The following is a 19,820-nucleotide window of genomic DNA, read 5'->3' as shown; positions in this document are numbered from 1 at the left end:
CGCCGCGATGGCGAAGGCACCCCCGGATCCCCCGTTTCCCGGTTCCGAGTTGTCCGCGCCTGCGGCCGTCCTCCACTTTTTTCGGGAATCTCGATGGAAACGATTGGCAACCCCTGGTTGTGGGCCGGCTTCGGCGGCCTGGTGGTGATCGCGCTGCTGGTCGACCTGGTGCTGATGCGCCACGGTGGCGCGCACAAGGTGACGTTCAAGGAAGCGGCCTGGTGGAGCCTGGGCTGGATCGCCCTGGCGATGATCTTCAACGGCGCCCTGTGGTGGTATGTCGGCCAGACCTCGGGTGCGGCCGAAGCCAACCGCGTGGGCCTGGAATTCCTGACCGGCTACCTGGTCGAGAAGGCGCTGGCGGTCGACAACATCTTCGTGTTCCTGATGCTGTTCACCTACTTCGCCGTGCCCGAAGAGCAGCGCCAGCGCGTGCTGGTGATCGGCATCCTGGGCGCCATCGTCCTGCGCGCGATCCTGATCTTCGTGGGCGCCGCACTGCTGGCCAAGTTCCACTGGCTGCTGTACCTGTTCGGTGCGTTCCTGCTGCTGACCGGCATCAAGATGTGGTTCGCCGCCGGCAAGGAGCCCGACCTGGACAAGAATCCGGTGCTGCGCTGGATCACCGGCCACCTGCCGTTGATCAATCGCTACCACGGCGACGCGTTGTGGCTGGGCCGCGGCAAGCGCCGTCGTTACACGCCGCTGTTCGTGGTGCTGGTGATGATCGCGGTGACCGACGTGATCTTCGCCGTGGACAGCATCCCGGCGATCTTCGCCATCACCTCGGACCCGTTCATCGTGCTGACCTCTAACGTGTTCGCGGTACTGGGCCTGCGTGCGATGTTCTTCCTGCTGGCCGGCATGGCCGACCGCTTCCACCTGCTGCCCTACGGCCTGGCCGTGGTGCTGGCCTTCATCGGCAGCAAGATGCTGCTGGTAGATGTGTACAAGATCCCGGTGCTGTGGTCGCTGGGCACGGTGGCGATGATCCTGGCCGTGACCGTGGCGCTGAGCCTGGCGCGGCCGCAGAAGGCCGACACGGCGGCCTGACGGCGAGCCCGGCAGACCATCCCGTGCGCGGGATGGTCTGTCCAGGGTGGGCGGGCCTTGCATTCGTCTGCCCCGTCGCCAGAACTGGACCATGGACCTGCATCCCGACGATCCGGCCTTCGATCCGGAAACCCAACGGCGCCACGACCGCCGCCGCCTGTTCCGCGCCCTCAATCTGAGCCTGGCCTTCGTGCTGCTGCTGGCGATGGTGTATTCGGCGCAGGGCAGCTTCAACGTGCGGCCCTTCACCATCGCGCCGCTGTCGGCGGACGGCCTGCTCGGCATCCTCACCGCACCGCTGCTGCACGGCTCGCTGGAGCACATCGCCGCCAACGCGTCGGCACTGCTGATCCTCGGCACGCTGGCCGGTGCGGTCTATCCGCGGGCCACGCTGTGGGCGATCCCGCTGGTGTGGCTGGGGGCCGGGCTGGGGCCGTGGCTGCTGGCCGATCCCGGCACGCATACGCTGGGTGCCAGCGGCCTGACCCATGGCCTGATGTTCATGGTCTTCATGCTGGGCCTGCTGCGTCGCGACCGCGCCGCGATCGCCGCCGGCATGATCGCGTTCCTGTTCTACGGCGGCATGGTGCTGACCGTGCTGCCGCGCGAGGCCGGCGTGTCGTGGCAGGCGCACATGGGCGGCGCAGTGGCGGGCCTGGTCGCCGCGTTCCTGTTCCGACGCCTGGACCCCGAACTGCCGAAGAAGAAGTACAGCTGGGAGATCGAGGAAGAGGAAGCCGCCGCGCGTGGCGACGACGAGCTCGAACTGCCGGCTCCCCGCGAGGTACCGCTGCTGTGGGTGCGCCCGGAGCATCCGGAAGAGGAGCCGCGTGGGGTGGTGCTGCGTTTTACCCGCCATCCGGCGGTTGAAAGCCCGCCGCGGGAGCCGCCGTCATCCTGACGCTGCTTGTGGGAGCGACGTGAGTCGCGATCCCCAGCTGCGTTGTCGACGGCAGAAAAGAAAAAGGCAGACCGTTCCGGTCTGCCTTTCCTTCTTCCGGACAAGGATTCGGCGTCCTTTCGCGACTCACGTCGCTCCCACGAAGGACGCCCTGTGCATCAGAACTTCGCGCTGAACTCCACGCCCACCGTGCGCGGCTCGTTGATGAAACCGGTCAGGTTGTTGAAGTCGATGCCGCCGACGATGCGGGTCTGGTCGGTGATGTTGCGGCCGAACAGCGCCACTTCGTAGTCGCCGTAGTTCCATGCGTAGCCGATGCGCAGGCCGCCTTCCAGCGACGACTTGCCGCGGAACTCCAGCGACTCGTACAGGAAGAAGTTCACTTCGCTGCGGTAGGCCCAGTCGGTGTAGATGTACAGCTCGGCGCCTTCGCCCATGCCGATGCCGTAGCGCGCGGTCAGGTTGTGCACCCACTTCGGTGCCTGCGGCAGCGGATTGCCGTCGATCGAGTAGCCGATAGGCAGGTCGGTGAGCGGATCGCGGACCAACGGATCGGTCACGGTGCAGCCGCCGCCGCATCCCGGCACGGTCAGGTTGGCGTCCTTGATCTCGGTGTCGTTGTAGCTGCTGCCCAGCGTGACCAGCAGGCTGTCGGTCAGGTAGGCCTCCAGGTCCAGCTCGAAGCCCTGGCCCACGCTCTTGTCGGCGTTGAGCAGGGTCGCGATGTTGGAGCCGCCGCCGACGGCGATGATCTGCTGGTTGTCGACGTTGTAGCGGAACACGTTGAAACCCAGGCGCGCACGCTTGTCCCACAGGTCGGCCTTCACGCCGATCTCGTAGGAAATGACTTCTTCCGAGTCGGCCGTGGACACGCCGCCGTTGGGTGCGGTCGGTGCGGCGAACAGCAGGCGACCCTGCACCGACGGCGCGCGGAAACCCTTGGCCACGCGGCCGTAGAAGTTCACGTCGTCATTGAGCGCGTACACGGCACTCAGGTCCCAGCTGACGTCGTTGACGTCGGTGCTGACGCGGTACGGGCCGCCGACCGGGGCGCCGAACGGCGCGGCTTCCAGCACGCTGGCGCTGAAGTCCTTCTTGTCCTGCGTATAGCGCACGCCGCCGCGCAGCTTGAGCTGTTCGGTCACGTCGTACTCGCCCGACGCGAACGCGGCCCATGCGGTGTTCTGCTGCTCCTGCACGGCATGGCCGGCGCGCGGGTTGCCCGGCGCCAGCGAGTCGTAGTTGAAGCTGTCGATGGTGATGTCTTCCTTGAAATAGAACACGCCCGCCTGCCAGTTGAACTTGCCGGCGTAGTCGGACTCCAGGCGGAACTCCTGGGTGATCTGCTTGTGGTCGGGCAGGCCGTCGGCCGACTCGGAGGCGAACGGGATCACGCCCGGGCCGGAATCCGGCAGGAACACGGCACCGTAGCCGCCGTCGATGTCGCCGCGATTGAGCGACTCGGCGGTCTCGTAGCCGGTGATCGAGTACAGGCTGAGGTCGCCGAAGTCCCAGCGCAGGCGCGCGCTGCCACCCCAGGTGTCCAGCCAGGAGAAGTTCTGGCCGTCGACCGACACCTCGTCCTTGTCGAAGCCGGGCACGAAGTTGTTGCTGCCCGGATCGATGATGTTGGCGCGGAACAGGCGCGCGGTGCCGTTGAGGTGGCGCTTGTGCAGGTTGAACAGTCCCTCGAACGCCTCGCCTTCGTACAGGAACTGCACGCGGGCGGCGGACTCGTCGTAGCCCTCGAAGCCGTCGCTGGTGCCGGCGGCGTAGGTGTTGGTCACCCAGTCGTCCTTGCGCTGGTACAGCGCGGACACGCGGGCCGACCAGCGCTCGCTCAGCGGGCCGCCGACCGCGCCCTCGAAGTTCCACATGTTGTCGGTGCCGTAGGCGAGCTGGGCGTAGCCGCTCAGTTCACGGGTCGGCTTGGCGGATTCGAACTTCACCACGCCCGCCGGCGTGTTGCGGCCAAACAGGGTGCCCTGCGGGCCGCGCAGCACTTCGATGCGCTCCAGGTCGAACACCGGGAAGCCCTTCAGCAGCGGGCTTTCCTGCACGACTTCGTCGTAGATCAGCGAGACCGGCTGCGACGCATTGAGGTCGAAGTCGGTATTGCCCAGGCCGCGGATGTAGAAACGCGGGAAGGCGCGGCCATAGGAGGATTCTATGTTCAGGCTCGGCACGCGGCCGGAGAGGAAGCGCACGTCGTTGCCGCCCGAACCCAGCACGTCCAGCTTCTCGGCGCTGACGCTGGAAATCGAGACCGGCACATCCTGGATGTTCTCCACCTTGCGCTGCGCCGTGACTTCCACGGTGTCGAGGGTGGCGGCTTCCTTTTCCGCCGTCGTCGTGGCGGCATCCTGGGCGAAGGCGGTGCCGAACGGCAGCAGGGCGGCGATGGCAAAGGCAAGGCGATGCGGCCGGACGACGGCCGGGCAGAGTCGGGACATGGCGGTGGGCTTCCGGGTGGGTGGTGGCGGGGCGCGCCGGGGCGCTAGCACGCGAATGTTGCATTACAGCAACAAGGGGGGCAATGGCCGGAAGTCCCATTCCGGCGAAGGTAATCGCCGTTGCCGTACGCCCGCGCCGGCGCCCGTACGTTCAGCCTGCCGGTGTGACGGCTGGCAGGTGACGGCGCGCCCGGTCCGCGGGCTAGACTCGGCGCCCTTCCCCACCGCCGGATCGCCGCCATGAGCCAATGGTTCTTCCATACCCCTGCCGACAACCAGCGCCATGGCCCCCTGGATGAGGCCGCCGCGCAGGCCTTCGCCCAGCGGACCCCGGGCGCGCTGGCCTGGCGCGAGGGCATGCGCGAATGGAAGCCCGTGCGCGAGTTGCCCGAACTGGCCGGCGCCGCCACGCCCCCACCGCACCTGCCGCCGCTGCCGGGCGCCGGTGGCCGCCGCGGCGCGGACGAGATCGATTTCCGCATCGTCGGCCACGAAATGCAGTTCGTCGAAGTGGAACTGGACCCCGGCGAGAGCGCCATCGCCGAAGCCGGCGCGCTGATGTTCAAGGACAGCGCCGTGCAGATGGATACGGTGTTCGGCGACGGCTCGCACAGCGGCCAGGGCGGCGGCCTGATGGACAAGCTGTTCTCGGCCGGCAAGCGCGTGCTGACCGGCGAAAGCCTGTTCACCACCATGTACACGCATACCGGCCAGGGCAAGGCCAAGGTCGCCTTCGCCGCGCCTTACCCCGGTACCGTGCTGGCGATGAAGCTGGACGAACACGGCGGACGCCTGATCTGCCAGAAGGACAGCTTCCTGGCCGGCGCACGGGGCGTGACCGTGGGCATCCACCTGCAGCGCAAGATCCTGACCGGCCTGTTCGGCGGCGAGGGTTTCATCATGCAGAAGCTGGAAGGCGACGGCTGGGTGTTCGTGCATGCCGGCGGCTGCGTGGTCGAGCGCGAACTCAAGGCCGGCGAGCGCATCGATGTGGATACCGGCTGCGTGGTGGCCTACCACGCCAGCGTCAACATGGAGGTGCGCCCGGTCAGCGGCATCAAGAGCATGTTCTTCGGCGGCGAAGGCGTGTTCCTGGCCACGCTGACCGGCCCCGGCAAGGTGTGGCTGCAGTCGCTGCCGTTCTCGCGCCTGGCCGGCCGCATGCTGCAGGCCGCGCCGCAGGGCGGCGGCCAGGCCCGCGGCGAGGGTTCGGTGCTGGGCGGCCTGGGCCGCATCCTGGACGGCGACAACAGCTTCTGAGGACGCGAGGCGGTTGGCGTCCATTGCGGCGGCGCACGCTATGCTCCGCCGCTGATCGCCCCCCATCCTGCCCCGCCCCATGCACCTGATCCCGCGTCCCCTGCTGCTCGCCGCCTGCGTCACCCTGCTTGCCGCGTGCGGCGGCGACAACGTCAAGCCCACGCCACCGCCGGCGGCGGTGAAGCCGACGCCCGCCGCGCCGAAAGTGAAGGTGGGCATCGCGCTGGGCGGCGGCGCGGCGAAGGGGTTCGCCCACATAGGCGTGATCAAGATGCTCGAGGCAAACGGCATCGAGCCGCAGGTCGTGTCCGGCACCAGCGCCGGCAGCGTGGTCGGCGCGCTGTACGCCAGCGGCATGGACCCCTTCCGGATGCAGACCCAGGCGTTCGCGCTGGACGAAGCGAAGATCCGCGACGTGCGCCTGTTCTCCGGCGGACTGGTGCAGGGCCAGAAGCTGCAGGATTACGTCAACGACCTGGTCGGCAAGCGCACCATCCAGCAGTTGAAGAAGCCCTTCGCGGCCGTATCCACGCAGCTGGAGAACGGCGAGCGGACGGTGTTCGTGCGCGGCAACACGGGCCAGGCGGTGCGCGCGTCCAGCAGTATCCCGGGCGTGTTCGAACCGGTGGTGATCGGCAAGGCCAGCTACGTCGACGGCGGCGTGGTCAGTCCGGTGCCGGTGGACGCGGCGCGCCAGCTGGGCGCGGACTTCGTCATCGCCGTGGACATCTCCACCAAGGCGCCGGGCACCAAGCCCGGCAGCATGCTGGGCATCGTCAACCAGTCGATCAGCATCATGGGCCAGCGCCTGGGCGAACAGGAACTGGCGCGCGCCGACATCGTCATCCGGCCCAAGGTCAACGACATCGGCCCGGCCGATTTCGAACAGAAGAACACCGCCATCCTGGAAGGCGAACGTGCCGCGCTGGCGGCGATGCCGCAGATCAAGGCCAAGCTCGCCGAACTGCAGCGCACCCGCAACGCCGCACACGCGGCGCGCCACGCCCCGCCGAAGCCCGACCCGCGCTGCCTGGAAGAGCCCTCGCGACTGGGCCGCCTGTTCGGCCGTGACGTGAAATGCGACGCCGCCGGTCAGCCCGTGAAACAGTAGCGCGGCGCTCGCTCCGCTGCGCCTGTCCCCAGTGCTTCGCGATGCCTGACATCGTGGTGGAGCCGGGCAAGCCCGGCGCTACGCTTCGGTAACGCGGCGCAGGTTGTCGCGCGCCCTCGCCTCCAGCCTGTCGTGGAAATGCGGCGTGCTGTAGATCGCGGGCCGGTCGAGCAAACCCTTGAGGATCTCGCGGCGCTTGCGGCGGAACAGGAAGCCGGGCACGTACGCATATTCCCTGCGGATCTGCTGCTCGTACTCGTCGAAGCGGGCCCGCTCTGCACCCAGGATGGACAGGTCGATGTCGACCAGCAGCCGTTCGTCCTGTGCCGACGGCACTGCGGTGTGCCTTGTCGCCATCACCAGGTCATGCACGCGCTGCGCCGATCCGGTGTCGACACCGGCATCGCGAAGCGCATCGCGCGCCCAGTCCGCGCTGCACTGCTCGTTGTCGTGGCCCTTGACGTCGTAGACCGCGTCATGGAACCACAGCGCGATTTCGACTTCGGCGGGGTGCTCGGCCAACGCGAGCGCACCGTCGAATGCCGACAGGCATTCGCCGAGGTGTTGCTGCGTGTGGTAGTGGCGCTGCGGCTCGGCGTAGGCCGCCATCAGCTGCGCGAACAGTGCACCGCCCTCGCCTGCCGCGCCGATGCCCGCCCAGGCGCGTTGCCAGGAGAACAGAAAGCTATCCATGGATGTCGGCAGGACCAAGAGGGCTCCATTGTAGGAGCGACGTGAGTCGCGACCGCACGGCGTGGGATGCCATGACGCGCAAAGAGGGGCCGCGCGGTATCACTTCAGGATCGTTGCTCTTCATGACATGCCGACCAAGTGGGCATGCGGTTGCGACTCGCGCCGCTCCTACATGGGCAATGACAAGCCCTGCCCACCCACCGGCACCGTTTCGATGTGGCGGTCGAATCCCGCGATCAGCGGCCGCGCCTTCGCGATCGCCTGCTGCACCGCCGGCAGCGAGAGCGAGGCGGTGTGTCTGGCCGCATCGGTCCAGACTTCGGTGATCCAGATCGCGTCCGCCTCGGCGGGATCCTGCGCGATGACGTAACTCAGGCAGCCGGGCATGGCCTGGGTGCCTTCCAGCAGGATCGCGAGCAACGCCTCGCGCTGGCCGGGCGTGGCGCGCATCTTGCCGATCAGTCCGTACATGGCATGTCCTCATGGAAACTGCGCGCGTTGTAGCACGCCTCGCGGACAGGCGATGTCCTCGTCAGGCGCCGGGCAGCGGCAGTCCGCCGTCGGTCTTCACCGCGCGCAGGACGAAGCTGGAGTTCACGTCGGCCACGCCACTGGCGTTGAGCAGGTTGTCGAGCAGGAAGCGGGAGAAGTGCTCCAGGTCCTGCACCACCACATGCAGCAGGTAATCCATGTCGCCGGTCAGCGCATAGCAGGCGACCACCTCGTCCCAGGCCTGCACGCGGTCGCCGAACTGCTGGACGCTGGCCGGGTCATGCCGTTCCAGCTGTACGCGTACGAACGCCTGCAGGCCCAGCCCCACCGCCTTGGGGTCGACGCGGGCCGCGTAGCCGGCAATCACCCCGGTGGCCTCCAGCCGCTGGATGCGGCGCAGGCAGGCCGAGGGCGACAGGTTCACCTGGGCGGCGATGTCGGCGTTGGTCGCCCGGCCGTTGCGCTGCAGCAGGGCCAGCAGGCGCAGGTCGGTACGGTCGAGAACGGACGATTCGGTCATTTGATGCAAAGAATAGCCTGTTCACACTGGATCATTGCGCCACACGTCGGAGCAGGCGCAACTTTGCAAGCCTGTTGCGCGGCTCTGCCGCTAGCATCGTCCCATCACCCGCTGATCGAAGGGAGTCGCCATGAACGAGCCGCGCCGCGTCGAGCACCAGCAGACCGACAAGGGCTACGTACCGGTCTACACGACCGCCGTCGTGGACCAGCCGGCGGACTACCCCGCCGACGACCATGCCACCTGGGGCGCGCTGTACGAGCGCCAGCGGGCGCTGCTGGTGGGACGCGCGTGCGACGAGTTCCTGCAGGCCCAGGACGCCATGGGCATGACGCCGGACCGCATCCCGCGCTTCGATGAATTGAACGACGTCCTGCGAGCCACCACCGGCTGGCAGCTGGTCGGCGTGGAAGGCCTGCTGCCAGAGCTGGAGTTCTTCGACCATCTGGCCAACCGCCGCTTCCCGGTGACCTGGTGGATCCGCCGCCCGGACCAGATCGACTACATCGCCGAACCCGACCTGTTCCACGATCTGTTCGGCCATGTGCCGCTGCTGATGAACCCCGTGTTCGCCGACTACATGGAGGCGTACGGCAAGGGCGGCGTGAAGGCGCATGGCATCGGCCCGGATGCGCTGCAGCACCTGACCCGGCTGTACTGGTACACGGTGGAGTTCGGCCTGATCGATACGAAGGACGGCCTGCGCATCTACGGCGCGGGCATCGTGTCGTCGAAGGGCGAGTCGCTGTATTCGCTGGAATCGGATGCGCCCAACCGCATCGGCTTCGATCTGGAGCGGATCATGCGCACGCGCTACCGCATCGATACGTTCCAGAAGACCTACTTCGTCATCGACAGCTTCGAGCAGCTGATGAACGCCACCGCGCCGGACTTCACCCCGATCTACGCGCGGCTGGAGGCGCAGGACGCGATCCCGGCCGGCGACGTGCGCGACGGCGACCGCGTGTTCCATCGCGGCACGGGCGAAGGCTGGGCGGACGGCGGCGACGTCTGACCCTCACCGTACAATCGCGGGCATCCCCCTCCGGTCCGGATGCCCCATGCTGCGACGCCTGTTCCCGCTGATCGTCCTCTGCGCGCTGTGGTGCGCCTCCAGCGCCGCGTTCGCGCGCAACTGCGCGATCACGGTGGAAGCCACGGACATGATGACCTTCAACCTGAAGACCCTCCGCGTGCCCGGCGACTGCACCCAGCTGCGGGTCACGCTGAAGCACGTGGGCCGCATGCCGGCGCAGGCGATGGGGCACAACTGGGTGCTGACGGAAACGCGCCACCACCGGGACGTGGGCCTGGCAGGTGGCCGCATGAAGCTCGCCGACGACTACCTGCCGCGCAACGACGCGCGGGTGATCGCGCATACGCCGGTGATCGGCGGCGGCCAGTCCACCGAGGTGGTGTTCCCCACCTCGCGGTTGCGCAGGGGTGGGGCGTACACGTTCTTCTGCTCGTTTCCGGGTCACTGGAACATGATGAAGGGCACGCTGGTCTTCGGATGAGGTAAGCGGGCCGCCTCGGGGCGCCGTGCCGCTCCGCCGCCATTGGTATGATGCGCGCCGGTTCCGTGACGGAGTTCTCACGATGGCCTCTGCCGAAGCTTTGTGGCGCTGGCTGCGCCAATGGCGGCGCGAACACCTGCAGGTCGATCGGGCCGCGGTGTTGCGCAACGTCGACGAGGGAGGACAGCTGGGGCCGCGCTATGCCTTCATGACCGTGATGGCGTGCGGCATCGCCACGCTGGGCCTGCTGCAGAATTCGGTCGCGGTCATCATCGGCGCGATGCTGATCTCCCCGCTGATGGGTCCGATCGTCGAACTGGGCATGTCCCTGGCCACCTTCGACTTCCGCAGCCTGCGCGAGTCGCTCAAGACGCTGGCGGTCGGCACCGCGGTGGCACTGACCACGGCCACCGCGATCGTCCTGGTTTCCCCCCTGCAGGAAGCGACGCCGGAAATCCTGGCCCGCACCGAACCCACGCTGTTCGACCTTCTGGTGGCCGTGTTTTCCGGCCTGGCCGGCGCCTACGCCACCATTACCCGCAAGGGCGAGACCATTGTCGGCGTCGCCATCGCGACCGCCTTGATGCCGCCGCTGGCCGTGGTGGGCTTCGGCATTGCGACGTTGAACGCGGGCATCGCCGGCGGTGCGCTGTTCCTGTTCATGACCAATCTGCTGGCGATCGCACTGTCGGTCACCATCATGGCCCGCTGGTACCAGTTCGGCGGGGACGATACGCCCAAGCAGACCGCGTGGCAGGCCACCATGATCGTCGGCACGTTCCTGCTGCTGTCGATCCCGCTGGGGCTGGCCCTGCGCGATATCGCGGCGCGCGGCTTGGCCGACCGCACCATCCGCAACGTGATGGACGAAACCGCGCGCAGCAATGGCGGGCAGGTCACCTCCCTGCGCGTGGACCGCAACGGCAACACGCTGAACATCGATGCGGTGATGCTGCTTCCCCGGCACAAGCCACAGCTGGATCGCGAGATCGAGCACCGGCTGGAGTCGGCGCTGTCGCGGCCGGTGGTGGTGTCGCTGCGCGAACTGCTGACAGCGGACGAGCAGGCACAGGCCAGCGAACAGGCATCGCTGGCGCAGCTGCGCGAGAGCGTGCTGCGCCTGCAGAACGTGGCCGAGCGGGATGCGCAGGCCCGGTCCGCCGGCACCCGGGCCGCGGAAGCCCTGCACCAGCGTGTGCTGGCGCATTTCGGCCAGCTGGACATGCTGGAAGGCGGCCAGCAGGCCCGGTGGCGGCTCAATGGCCGGTCCGGCCTGGACATCGCCGCGGCCCGCCGGCTCGAACAGTCGCTCTCCACGAACGGAGAGGGGTTGAAGGTGCAGGTGGTACCGGCCATGCAGGCCTTGCCGGCGATTGCGTTCGGCGACGACGATGCCACGCTGACGGAAGACCAGGCATCCCGCCTGGAGACCATGGCGTGGGCGCTGCAGCGATGGGGCGTGGAACGCGTGCAGGTGGACGGATATGCCGGCAACGATACGGAATTGGCCCAGGCACGCGCCCAGGCGGTCGCCGATGCGTTGGCACGCCACGGTATCCGCGACATCACGGCCCATGCCGTAGACGGTGCGGCCGCACGGGCGACGGCAACCGCCGAGGGCGGGCCCGTGCTTCGCGAAGCACGCGTGCGGTTCGCCAGCCCGTGAGCGCGACGGCCGGCGCAGGTTGATGATGTCCGTCAACGCATCGCCGGTTTCTTTCCGACGACAGGCCGTCGTCTCCCGTCGATAACGTGCCCCTCCGGTAGCATAGGGAAACGCGCCCGGCCCGCGCCGCGCGCGCTTCGTTCACAGCAGACGGCACGCCATGAATACCGAATTCCGCACCTCGCTCCCGGGCACCGCGCTCGACTATTTCGACGCGCGCGCCGCGGTCGATGCCCTGCAGCCCGGCGCCTGGGCCACGCTGCCGTACACCGCGCGCGTGCATGCCGAGAACATCGTGCGCCGTGCCGATCCCGCACGCCGCGACGGCTACCTGCGGCAGCTGGTCGAACGCCGTCGCGACCTGGATTTCCCGTGGTTTCCCGTGCGCGTGGTCTGCCATGACATCCTGGGCCAGACCGCGCTGGTGGACCTGGCCGGGCTGCGCGATGCGATCGCCGACATGGGCGGCGACCCGGCGCAGGTGAACCCGGTGGTGCCGGTGCAGCTGATCGTCGACCACTCGCTGGCGGTGGAATGCGGCGGCTACGATCCGGATGCGTTCGCGAAGAACCGGGCCATCGAGGACCGCCGCAACGAGGACCGCTTCCACTTCATCGACTGGACGAAGCAGGCGTTCAAGAACGTCGACGTGATCCCGCCGGGCAACGGGATCATGCACCAGATCAACCTGGAGAAGATGTCGCCGGTCGTCTATGTCCAGGACGGCGTCGCGTTTCCCGACACCTGCGTGGGCACCGACAGCCACACGCCGCATGTCGATGCGCTGGGCGTGATCGCCATCGGCGTGGGCGGACTGGAAGCGGAGAACGTCATGCTCGGCCGCGCCTCGTGGATGCGCACGCCGGACATCGTCGGCGTCGAACTGCAGGGCAGGCCGGCGCCTGGCATCACCGCGACCGACGTGGTGCTGGCGCTGACCGAATTCCTGCGCAAGGAAAAGGTCGTCGGCGCCTACCTGGAGTTCCGGGGCGAAGGCGCCGCGGCGCTGACCATCGGCGACCGCGCGACGATTTCCAACATGGCGCCCGAGTACGGCGCGACCGCCGCGATGTTCTTCATCGACGACAACACGCTGGACTACCTGCGCCTGACCGGCCGCAGCGACGAACAGGTGGCACTGGTCGAGACCTACGCGAAGACGGCAGGCCTGTGGGCCGACGACCTGAAGACCGCCCAGTACGAACGCACGCTGCACTTCGACCTGTCCACCGTCGTGCGCAACATGGCCGGCCCGTCCAACCCGCACAGGCGCCTGCCGACCAGCGCGCTGGCCGAGCGCGGCATCGCCGATGCCGCCAAGCTGGAAGCGGGCAGGGGAGAGGAAGCGCAGGGCCTGATGCCCGATGGCGCGGTGATCATCGCGGCCATCACTTCGTGCACCAACACCTCCAACCCGCGCAACGTGATCGCCGCGGCGCTACTGGCGCGCAACGCGAACGCGAAAGGCCTGGTGCGCAAGCCGTGGGTGAAGAGCTCGCTCGCGCCCGGCTCCAAGGCCGTGCAGCTGTACCTGGAAGAATCCGGCCTGTTGCCGGATCTCGAGCAACTCGGCTTCGGCATCGTCGCCTTCGCCTGCACCACCTGCAACGGCATGAGCGGCGCGCTGGACCCAGCGATCCAGCAAGAAATCATCGACCGCGACCTGTACGCCACCGCCGTGCTGTCGGGCAACCGCAATTTCGACGGCCGCATCCATCCGTATGCGAAGCAGGCATTCCTGGCCTCGCCGCCGCTGGTGATCGCCTACGCCATCGCCGGCACCGTGCGCTTCGACATCGAGAAAGACGCGCTGGGCGTCGATGCGGACGGCCAGCCGGTCACGCTGAAGGACATCTGGCCCAGCGACGCGGAGATCGACGCGGTGGTGAAGGCCAGCGTGAAACCGGCGCAGTTCCGCAAAGTGTACGAGCCGATGTTCAACGTGCGCGTCGAGCACGGCGGCAAAGTCGATCCGCTGTACGCCTGGCGCCCGCAGAGCACCTACATCCGCCGCCCGCCGTACTGGGAAGGCGCACTGGCCGGCGCGCGCACGCTGCGCAGCATGCGCCCGCTCGCGGTGCTGGGCGACAACATCACCACCGACCATCTTTCGCCGTCGAACGCGATCCTCGCCTCGAGCGCGGCGGGCGAGTACCTGGCGAAGATGGGCCTGCCGGAAGAGGACTTCAATTCCTACGCCACCCATCGCGGCGACCACCTCACCGCGCAGCGCGCGACCTTCGCCAATCCGCAGCTGGTCAACGAGATGGCGGTGGTCGATGGCGAGGTGAAGAAGGGCTCGCTGGCACGCATCGAACCGGACGGGCGGGTGGTGCGCATGTGGGAAGCCATCGAGACCTACATGGGCCGCAAGCAGCCGCTGGTCATCATTGCCGGCGCCGACTACGGCCAGGGCAGCTCGCGCGACTGGGCGGCGAAAGGCGTGCGTCTGGCGGGCGTGGAAGCGATCGTGGCCGAGGGCTTCGAGCGCATCCACCGCACCAACCTGATCGGCATGGGCGTGCTGCCGCTGGAGTTCCAACCGGGCCAGACGCGCAAGACCTGGGGCATCGACGGCACTGAAACGTTCGATGTGGTGGGCGAGCGCCGGCCGCGCGCGACGTTGACGCTGGTGATCCACCGTGCGAACGGTGAGACCGTGGAAGTCCCGGTGACCTGCCGGCTGGACTCGGACGAGGAAGTCTCGATCTACGAGGCGGGTGGGGTGCTGCAACGGTTCGCCCAGGATTTCCTGGACGCGTCGAAAGCTGCCTGACCCGTTCGTCGTCTCGGTACACCCACCGCACAGGAGTCCGATCATGTCCGACAACGCCACCCCCGGTACCGTCCGCCTGCACCGCGTGCTGCGCGCGCCGCCGTCGCGCGTCTACCGCGCCTTTCTCGATCCGGACGCGATGGTGAAGTGGCTGCCGCCGCACGGTTTCACCGGCAAGGTGCATCGCTTCGACGGCCGCGCGGGCGGCGGGTATCAGATGTCGTTCACCAACTTCGGCACCGGCTCGAGCCATTCGTTCACGGTGACTTACGAGGAACTGGTGTCGAACGAGCTCATCCGCCAGACCGACACGTTCGACAGCCCCGACCTGCCCGGAAAGATGCTGGTCACGGTGACGCTGAAAGAAAGCATCGCCGGCACCGAGCTCAACGTCGTGCAGGAAGGCATTCCCGCCGCGATTCCGGTCGATTTCTGCTACCAGGGCTGGCAGGAATCGCTGGAGATGCTGGCGAAGCTGGTCGAACCCGAGATTCCCGACGGCGCGTGACGATGTGTATGCTCCATGACCTGCAAACGGATATTGCAAGCCCCTCTCCCCTCGCGGGAGAGGGGTTGGGGAGAGGGGGCTACATGGAATCACGGACGTTCGCGAAGCAGCTCCGCCGCAATATGACCGATGCCGAGCACCGGCTGTGGAAACATCTAAGGGCGCATCGACTCGATGGGCAGAAGTTCCGCCGCCAGCAACCGATCGGGTCGTATGTCGTCGACTTCGTGCATTTCGGTGCGCGCGTGATCGTGGAGGCGGACGGCAGCCAGCATGCCGAATCGCCGACGGACCCCCTCCGTGATGCCTGGTTGACGGAGCAAGGTTTCGTCGTGCTGCGGTTCTGGAACGACGAGATACTTCTGCATACCGATGCTGTGCTGGAAACCATTTGGCGGGCGCTGCATGCAAGAGCGCCCTCTCCCCCGACCCCTCTCCCGCAAGGGGAGAGGGGGGAACAGCCCCACTGAGACAGGTTCCGATATGGCCCACGCCCCCCAGATCCGCATCCCCGCCACCTACATGCGTGGCGGCACGTCGAAAGGCGTGTTCTTCCGCCTGCAGGACCTGCCCGAACGGGCGCAGTTGCCGGGACCGGCGCGTGACGCGTTGCTGTGCCGCGTGATCGGTTCGCCCGATCCGTATGGCAAGCACACCGACGGCATGGGCGGGGCCACGTCGAGCACCAGCAAGGTGGTGATCATTTCGCCGAGCATGCAGCCCGGGCATGACGTGGATTACCTGTACGGACAGGTCCCGATCGAAGGCGCCTTCATCGACTGGAGCGGCAACTGCGGCAACCTGTCGTCGGCGGTCGGGCCCTTCGCCATCGCGAACGGAATGATCGACCCGGCACGCGTGCCGCGCGACGGCCTGTGCACCGTGCGGATCTGGCAGGCCAATATCCGGAAGACCATCGTCGCGCACGTGCAGGTGACGAATGGCGAGGTGCAGGAAACGGGCGACTTCGAACTGGACGGCGTGACGTTCCCGGCCGCGGAAGTGCAACTGGAGTTCATCGACCCCGCGGATGAGGGCGATGGCGACGGCGGTGGCGCGATGTTTCCCACCGGCCACCTTGTCGACGACCTGGACGTGCCCGGCGTGGGCATGTTCAAGGCCACCATGATCAACGCCGGCGTGCCGATGGTGTTCGTCGAAGCTGCCGCACTGGGCTACGACGGCACCGAACTGCAGGGTGCGATCAACGAGGACAAGGACGCCCTGGCGAAGCTCGAGGCGATACGCGCGCAGGGCGCGGTGCGCATGGGCCTGGTGGCCGACATCGCCGCGGCAGCGAAGCGTCCACTGACACCGAAGGTGGCCTTCGTTGCACCGCCAAAGGACTACGTGTCGTCCAGCGGCAAGCTGGTAAAGGCCGCCGACATCGGCCTGCTGGCACGCGCGATGTCCATGGGCAAGCTGCACCACGCGATGATGGGCACGGCCTCGGTCGCCATCGCCACCGCGGCCGCCGTGCCGGGCACGGTGGTGAATGCGGCGGCTGGCGGCGGCACGCGCGAAGTGCTGGTGTTCGGCCATCCGTCGGGCACGCTGCGCGTCGGTGCCGACGTCAAGCAGATGGACGGCGCCTGGGTGGTGACGAAGGCGATGATGAGCCGTAGCGCGCGCGTGCTGATGGAAGGCGCGGTGCGCGTGCCGGGCGACGCGTTCTGACGGGTCGACGCTGACCTGCCGGAAGTCACCACTTGCGCCGGGGCCATTGCCCCGGCGCGAGGCAGGCGACAGCATGGGCGCATGTGGACCGCCCTGACCCGATTTCGCGAACCCATGACCCTGGCCGGCGTGTTCACGCTGGCGGCGGTGTCGTTGGGCCTGCGCTTCCTGCCGGCGGAGGTGCTGCCAGCCGCGGCCGCCGCGCTGGCGGCTTACGCGCTGGGATTCCTCCTGTTCGCCCTGGCACCGGACACCTGGGAACGGCCGCGTCGGATCGCCCTGGGGGCGATGGCCTGCCTGGCGCTGCTGCTGGCCTGGCTGACGCCGCGCGTGGGCACCGCGCAGGTGCTGCTGGTGGTCTGGGTGGCGTGCGCGGTGAACGTGCTGTCGCCACGCGGGGTCGTGGGCGCCGCGCTGGTGTTGAACGTGGCGTTCTACCTGCTGATGGTGCACCACCGGTTCGGCGCGCCCCTGACGATGACGCTGATCAACATCGGCTTCCAGGCGCTTGCCGGCCTGTGTGTGCACTACGCCCGCCGCGCAGAGGATTCCCGCGACCAGTTGGCGTTGGTGAATGCGGACCTGCTGGCCACGCGTGCCCTGCTGGCCGACAGCGCGCGCGATGCCGAACGCCTGCGCGTGGCGCGTGAGCTGCATGATGTCGCCGGCCACAAACTCACCGCGATGAAGCTCAACCTGCGCGCGCTCGCCAGCGACCCCGTGTTCGCCGCGCGCGACGAGGTCCGCATCGCGCAGCAGCTCTCCACCGAACTGCTGGACGACATCCGCAGCGTGGTGCAGGCCCTGCGCGATGCGCGCGGGCTGGACCTGCAGACGGCGATCCGTGCGCTGGCGGCCCCACTGCCCCGACCCGCGCTGCGGCTGGCCATCGCCGACGGCGTGAAGGTCGACGACCCCGCGATGGCCGAATCGCTGCTGCGCATCGTGCAGGAGTGCCTGACCAATGCCGCCCGCCACGCGAACGCGGACACGCTGACGGTTTCACTCAAGAACGAGGACGCGGGCATGCACCTGCACATCGAAGACGACGGCAGGCTCAAGGGCCGCATCCACGAGGGCAACGGCCTGTCGGGGATCCGTGAACGTGTCGCCGCACTCGGCGGCGAGATGCAGTTGGGGAGCAGCGCGAGCGGTGGCCTGCGCCTGGATGTGAGGCTGCCCGCATGAGCGTACGGGTGGCGCTGGCCGACGATCAGGCCCTGGTGCGCGCCGGGCTGCGCGCCCTGCTGAAGGCGCAGCAGGTGGAGGTGGTGTTCGAAGCCGACGACGGCGCCGACCTGCTGGCGAAGCTGGAAACGCAGCCCGTCGACGCGGTGCTGAGCGACATCCGCATGCCGGGCGTGGACGGCATCGAGGCCTTGATCAAGCTGCGCGAACGCGGCGACCGCACGCCGGTGCTGCTGCTCACCACCTTCGACGACAGCGACCTGCTGCTGCGCGCGACCGATGCCGGTGCACAGGGCTTCCTGCTGAAGGACGCCGCACCGGAGGACCTGCACGATGCCATCCGCCGCGTGGCGGGCGGCGAGACGCTGCTGCAGCCGGTCAGCACCGATCCTGTACGCGCGCGCTTCCGCTTCCGCGACGAGGTCCCACCCAGCGACACCTTCAGCGAGCGCGAGGTCGCGATCCTGCGCCTGCTGGCCGGCGGCTATTCCAACAAGGAAATCGCGCGCACGCTGTTCCTCGCCGAGGGCACGGTCAAGAACTACGTGTCCACCATCCTCGACAAGCTGGGCACCCGCGACCGCACCCGCGCCGTGCTGAAGGCCATCACGCTGCGGATCATTTGAAGGCTGCGCGGAGCCGCTTTTCGTGGGAGCGACGTAAGTCGCGAAGCTCTTGCTGGTCCCCTTCGCGACTTACGTCGCTCCCACAACAGCATCACGACATTCAGAACACCACCACCATGGCCGCCCCCGCTGCCAGCGCCGCCATCAGCCCCGCCGACACCCGCCAGCCATAGGCCGCCCCGCCGCTGACCCAGGCGATCACCGACTTCGCGATCAGGCTGGCGGCCAGCAGCGCCAGCATCCACCCGCGCGCCTCGGTGGCCTCCAGGCCGCCCCGTGCGAACTGGTTGGCCAGCGTGGCCACGGCCGCGTGCAGTTCGGCCACGGCCGACAGCGCGGCGGCGGCCATCGCACCGCGCGGGCCGATCCAGGCGGCCAGTGCGGCGGCGACGAAGGTCAATGCCGCGACCAGCAATGCGAAGCCCAGCGCCTGCCCGAAGCGGAACATGCGGCTCTCCGACGTCGGCGGTTTCACCGCATCGTCCTCGCCGCGATGCAGGCCCAGCAGGCCGCCGGCCAGCAGGACCGCACCGATGACGCCCAGCTCCGGCAGCAGGCCGCGCACCAGCGGCGGCGACACGGCCCACAGGATGGGCACGCACAGGCTCAGCGACGCGAGGTTGGACAGCAGCGCGGCAGCCACCGCGGAGCGCAGCAGCGACGGGGTTTCCTTCGCCCGCTGGCCGAAGCCGATGGTCGCCGCGGTGGACGACACGTAGCCGGCGAAGAAACCCGCCGCCGCCAGGCCCCAGCGATTGCCGATCACGCGCAGGACCACGTGGCCCAGTGCGCTCACCGCCATCACCAGCACCACCAGCTTCCAGATGGTGGCCAGGTTGATCGCCTGGTAGGGGCCGATGGGTCGGTCCGGCAGGATCGGCAGGATGACCAGGGCGGACGCCAGCAGCAGCAGACCATCGAACACCTCGCGCTCGCTGAAGGTCTCGCGGGTCAGCTCGTGCAGCGGCTCCTTGGCGTACAGCAGCACCGCCACCACCACCGCCAGCCCCGTGGCCAGTGCGGGCGTGCGCATGGCCATCGCGCCCAGCAGGAAGGTCAGCACCAGCGTCACCTCGCTGGTCAGGCCCGGGTCGTCCGCCGACGTGGCGCGGTAGCCCATGGCGGCGAGCAGGCCGGTCAGCGCCAGCGCCACCAGCAGGACGGGGACACCGAGCGACATGGCGACCGCGGCGGCCAGGGCCACCAGCGCATGCGTGCGGAGGCCGGCGATGGCATGCGCGCGCCCCGGGCGGCGCTCGCGCACCAGCCCGATCAGCAGGCCCAGGCCCAGCGCCGAGGACAGCGCCAGCCAGGTTTCCGGAGTTGTTTCGTCCATCGCGTCGTTCCTGTCGTCGACCGTGAGCATAGCGAATGGTCTT

At 68.3% G+C, this 19,820-nt stretch carries 18 protein-coding genes; 13 read left to right on the top strand and 5 right to left on the bottom strand.

From position 1 onward, the window contains the following. Positions 1–93: 93 nt before the first annotated feature. Both IAE60_RS03585 and IAE60_RS03580 read left to right on the top strand, forming a co-directional pair. On the top strand, positions 94–1,053 hold the full coding sequence (locus IAE60_RS03585) for a TerC family protein (RefSeq protein WP_187573901.1): 960 nt from the start codon (positions 94–96) through the stop codon (positions 1,051–1,053). Positions 1,054–1,144: 91 nt separating this feature from the next. Then, positions 1,145–1,954 (top strand): rhomboid family intramembrane serine protease, encoded by an 810-nt coding sequence (locus tag IAE60_RS03580; RefSeq protein WP_187573900.1) that lies wholly within the window; start codon positions 1,145–1,147, stop codon positions 1,952–1,954. Between the two features lie 158 nt (positions 1,955–2,112). Here IAE60_RS03580 and IAE60_RS03575 read toward each other — a convergent pair whose 3' ends face one another. Then, on the bottom strand, positions 2,113–4,407 hold the full coding sequence (locus tag IAE60_RS03575) for a TonB-dependent receptor (protein WP_187573899.1): 2,295 nt from the start codon (positions 4,405–4,407) through the stop codon (positions 2,113–2,115). A 240-nt stretch (positions 4,408–4,647) separates the two neighbouring features. Between IAE60_RS03575 and IAE60_RS03570 the strand changes: the two genes are divergently transcribed. After that, positions 4,648–5,667 (top strand): TIGR00266 family protein, encoded by a 1,020-nt coding sequence (locus IAE60_RS03570; protein WP_162109062.1) that lies wholly within the window; start codon positions 4,648–4,650, stop codon positions 5,665–5,667. Between the two features lie 79 nt (positions 5,668–5,746). Next, the gene (locus tag IAE60_RS03565) at positions 5,747–6,778 is read left to right on the top strand and encodes a patatin-like phospholipase family protein (protein WP_162109060.1); all 1,032 of its coding nucleotides are present in this window, start codon (positions 5,747–5,749) and stop codon (positions 6,776–6,778) included. 78 nt (positions 6,779–6,856) lie between these two features. On the opposite strand, the gene IAE60_RS03560 is transcribed toward IAE60_RS03565, so the two are convergent. From IAE60_RS03560 to IAE60_RS03550, 3 genes are all read right to left on the bottom strand, one after another. Beyond that, a complete protein-coding gene (locus IAE60_RS03560) occupies positions 6,857–7,471 on the bottom strand; it encodes an HD domain-containing protein (protein WP_187573898.1) in 615 nt (204 codons plus the stop codon). Between the two features lie 168 nt (positions 7,472–7,639). Next, positions 7,640–7,942, bottom strand: a complete 303-nt coding sequence (locus tag IAE60_RS03555; RefSeq protein ID WP_187573897.1) for a putative quinol monooxygenase — start codon at positions 7,940–7,942, stop codon at positions 7,640–7,642. A gap of 61 nt (positions 7,943–8,003) precedes the next feature. After that, positions 8,004–8,483: an Lrp/AsnC family transcriptional regulator gene (locus IAE60_RS03550; RefSeq protein WP_185894672.1), complete on the bottom strand. Its 480-nt coding sequence runs from the start codon at positions 8,481–8,483 to the stop codon at positions 8,004–8,006. Between the two features lie 130 nt (positions 8,484–8,613). Between IAE60_RS03550 and phhA the strand changes: the two genes are divergently transcribed. The 9 genes from phhA (at position 8,614) to IAE60_RS03505 (ending at position 18,441) form a co-directional block, all read left to right on the top strand. Next, positions 8,614–9,498: a phenylalanine 4-monooxygenase gene (gene phhA, locus IAE60_RS03545; protein WP_187573896.1), complete on the top strand. Its 885-nt coding sequence runs from the start codon at positions 8,614–8,616 to the stop codon at positions 9,496–9,498. Between the two features lie 46 nt (positions 9,499–9,544). Next, the gene (gene azu, locus IAE60_RS03540; RefSeq protein WP_185894670.1) at positions 9,545–10,000 is read left to right on the top strand and encodes an azurin; all 456 of its coding nucleotides are present in this window, start codon (positions 9,545–9,547) and stop codon (positions 9,998–10,000) included. Between the two features lie 82 nt (positions 10,001–10,082). After that, on the top strand, positions 10,083–11,666 hold the full coding sequence (locus tag IAE60_RS03535) for a TIGR00341 family protein (protein WP_187573895.1): 1,584 nt from the start codon (positions 10,083–10,085) through the stop codon (positions 11,664–11,666). A gap of 160 nt (positions 11,667–11,826) precedes the next feature. Next, positions 11,827–14,442: a Fe/S-dependent 2-methylisocitrate dehydratase AcnD gene (gene acnD / locus IAE60_RS03530; protein ID WP_187573894.1), complete on the top strand. Its 2,616-nt coding sequence runs from the start codon at positions 11,827–11,829 to the stop codon at positions 14,440–14,442. A 43-nt stretch (positions 14,443–14,485) separates the two neighbouring features. Next, entirely contained in the window at positions 14,486–14,950 is a 465-nt protein-coding gene (locus tag IAE60_RS03525; protein ID WP_187573893.1) for an SRPBCC family protein, read from the top strand. Positions 14,951–15,033: 83 nt separating this feature from the next. Continuing rightward, complete coding sequence (locus IAE60_RS03520) at positions 15,034–15,420, top strand: endonuclease domain-containing protein (RefSeq protein ID WP_187573892.1); 387 nt, start codon at positions 15,034–15,036, stop codon at positions 15,418–15,420. 13 nt (positions 15,421–15,433) lie between these two features. Next, entirely contained in the window at positions 15,434–16,627 is a 1,194-nt protein-coding gene (gene prpF / locus IAE60_RS03515) for a 2-methylaconitate cis-trans isomerase PrpF (RefSeq protein WP_187573891.1), read from the top strand. 81 nt (positions 16,628–16,708) lie between these two features. Next, on the top strand, positions 16,709–17,815 hold the full coding sequence (locus IAE60_RS03510; RefSeq protein ID WP_187573890.1) for a sensor histidine kinase: 1,107 nt from the start codon (positions 16,709–16,711) through the stop codon (positions 17,813–17,815). Beyond that, positions 17,812–18,441: a response regulator transcription factor gene (locus IAE60_RS03505; protein ID WP_187573889.1), complete on the top strand. Its 630-nt coding sequence runs from the start codon at positions 17,812–17,814 to the stop codon at positions 18,439–18,441. The genes IAE60_RS03510 and IAE60_RS03505 overlap by 4 nt, the downstream gene beginning before the upstream one ends. A 100-nt stretch (positions 18,442–18,541) precedes the next feature. Here the strand turns inward: IAE60_RS03505 and IAE60_RS03500 are convergent, their stop codons facing one another. Further along, the gene (locus IAE60_RS03500; RefSeq protein ID WP_187573888.1) at positions 18,542–19,777 is read right to left on the bottom strand and encodes an MgtC/SapB family protein; all 1,236 of its coding nucleotides are present in this window, start codon (positions 19,775–19,777) and stop codon (positions 18,542–18,544) included. Positions 19,778–19,820: the final 43 nt, after the last annotated feature.

The sequence above is a fragment of the Pseudoxanthomonas mexicana genome (genome assembly GCF_014397415.1).
Taxonomy (GTDB): Bacteria; Pseudomonadota; Gammaproteobacteria; order Xanthomonadales; family Xanthomonadaceae; genus Pseudoxanthomonas_A; species Pseudoxanthomonas_A mexicana.
The sequence above is the reverse complement of the archived record's forward strand: the minus strand, read 5'-3'. Positions and strand labels throughout refer to the sequence as shown.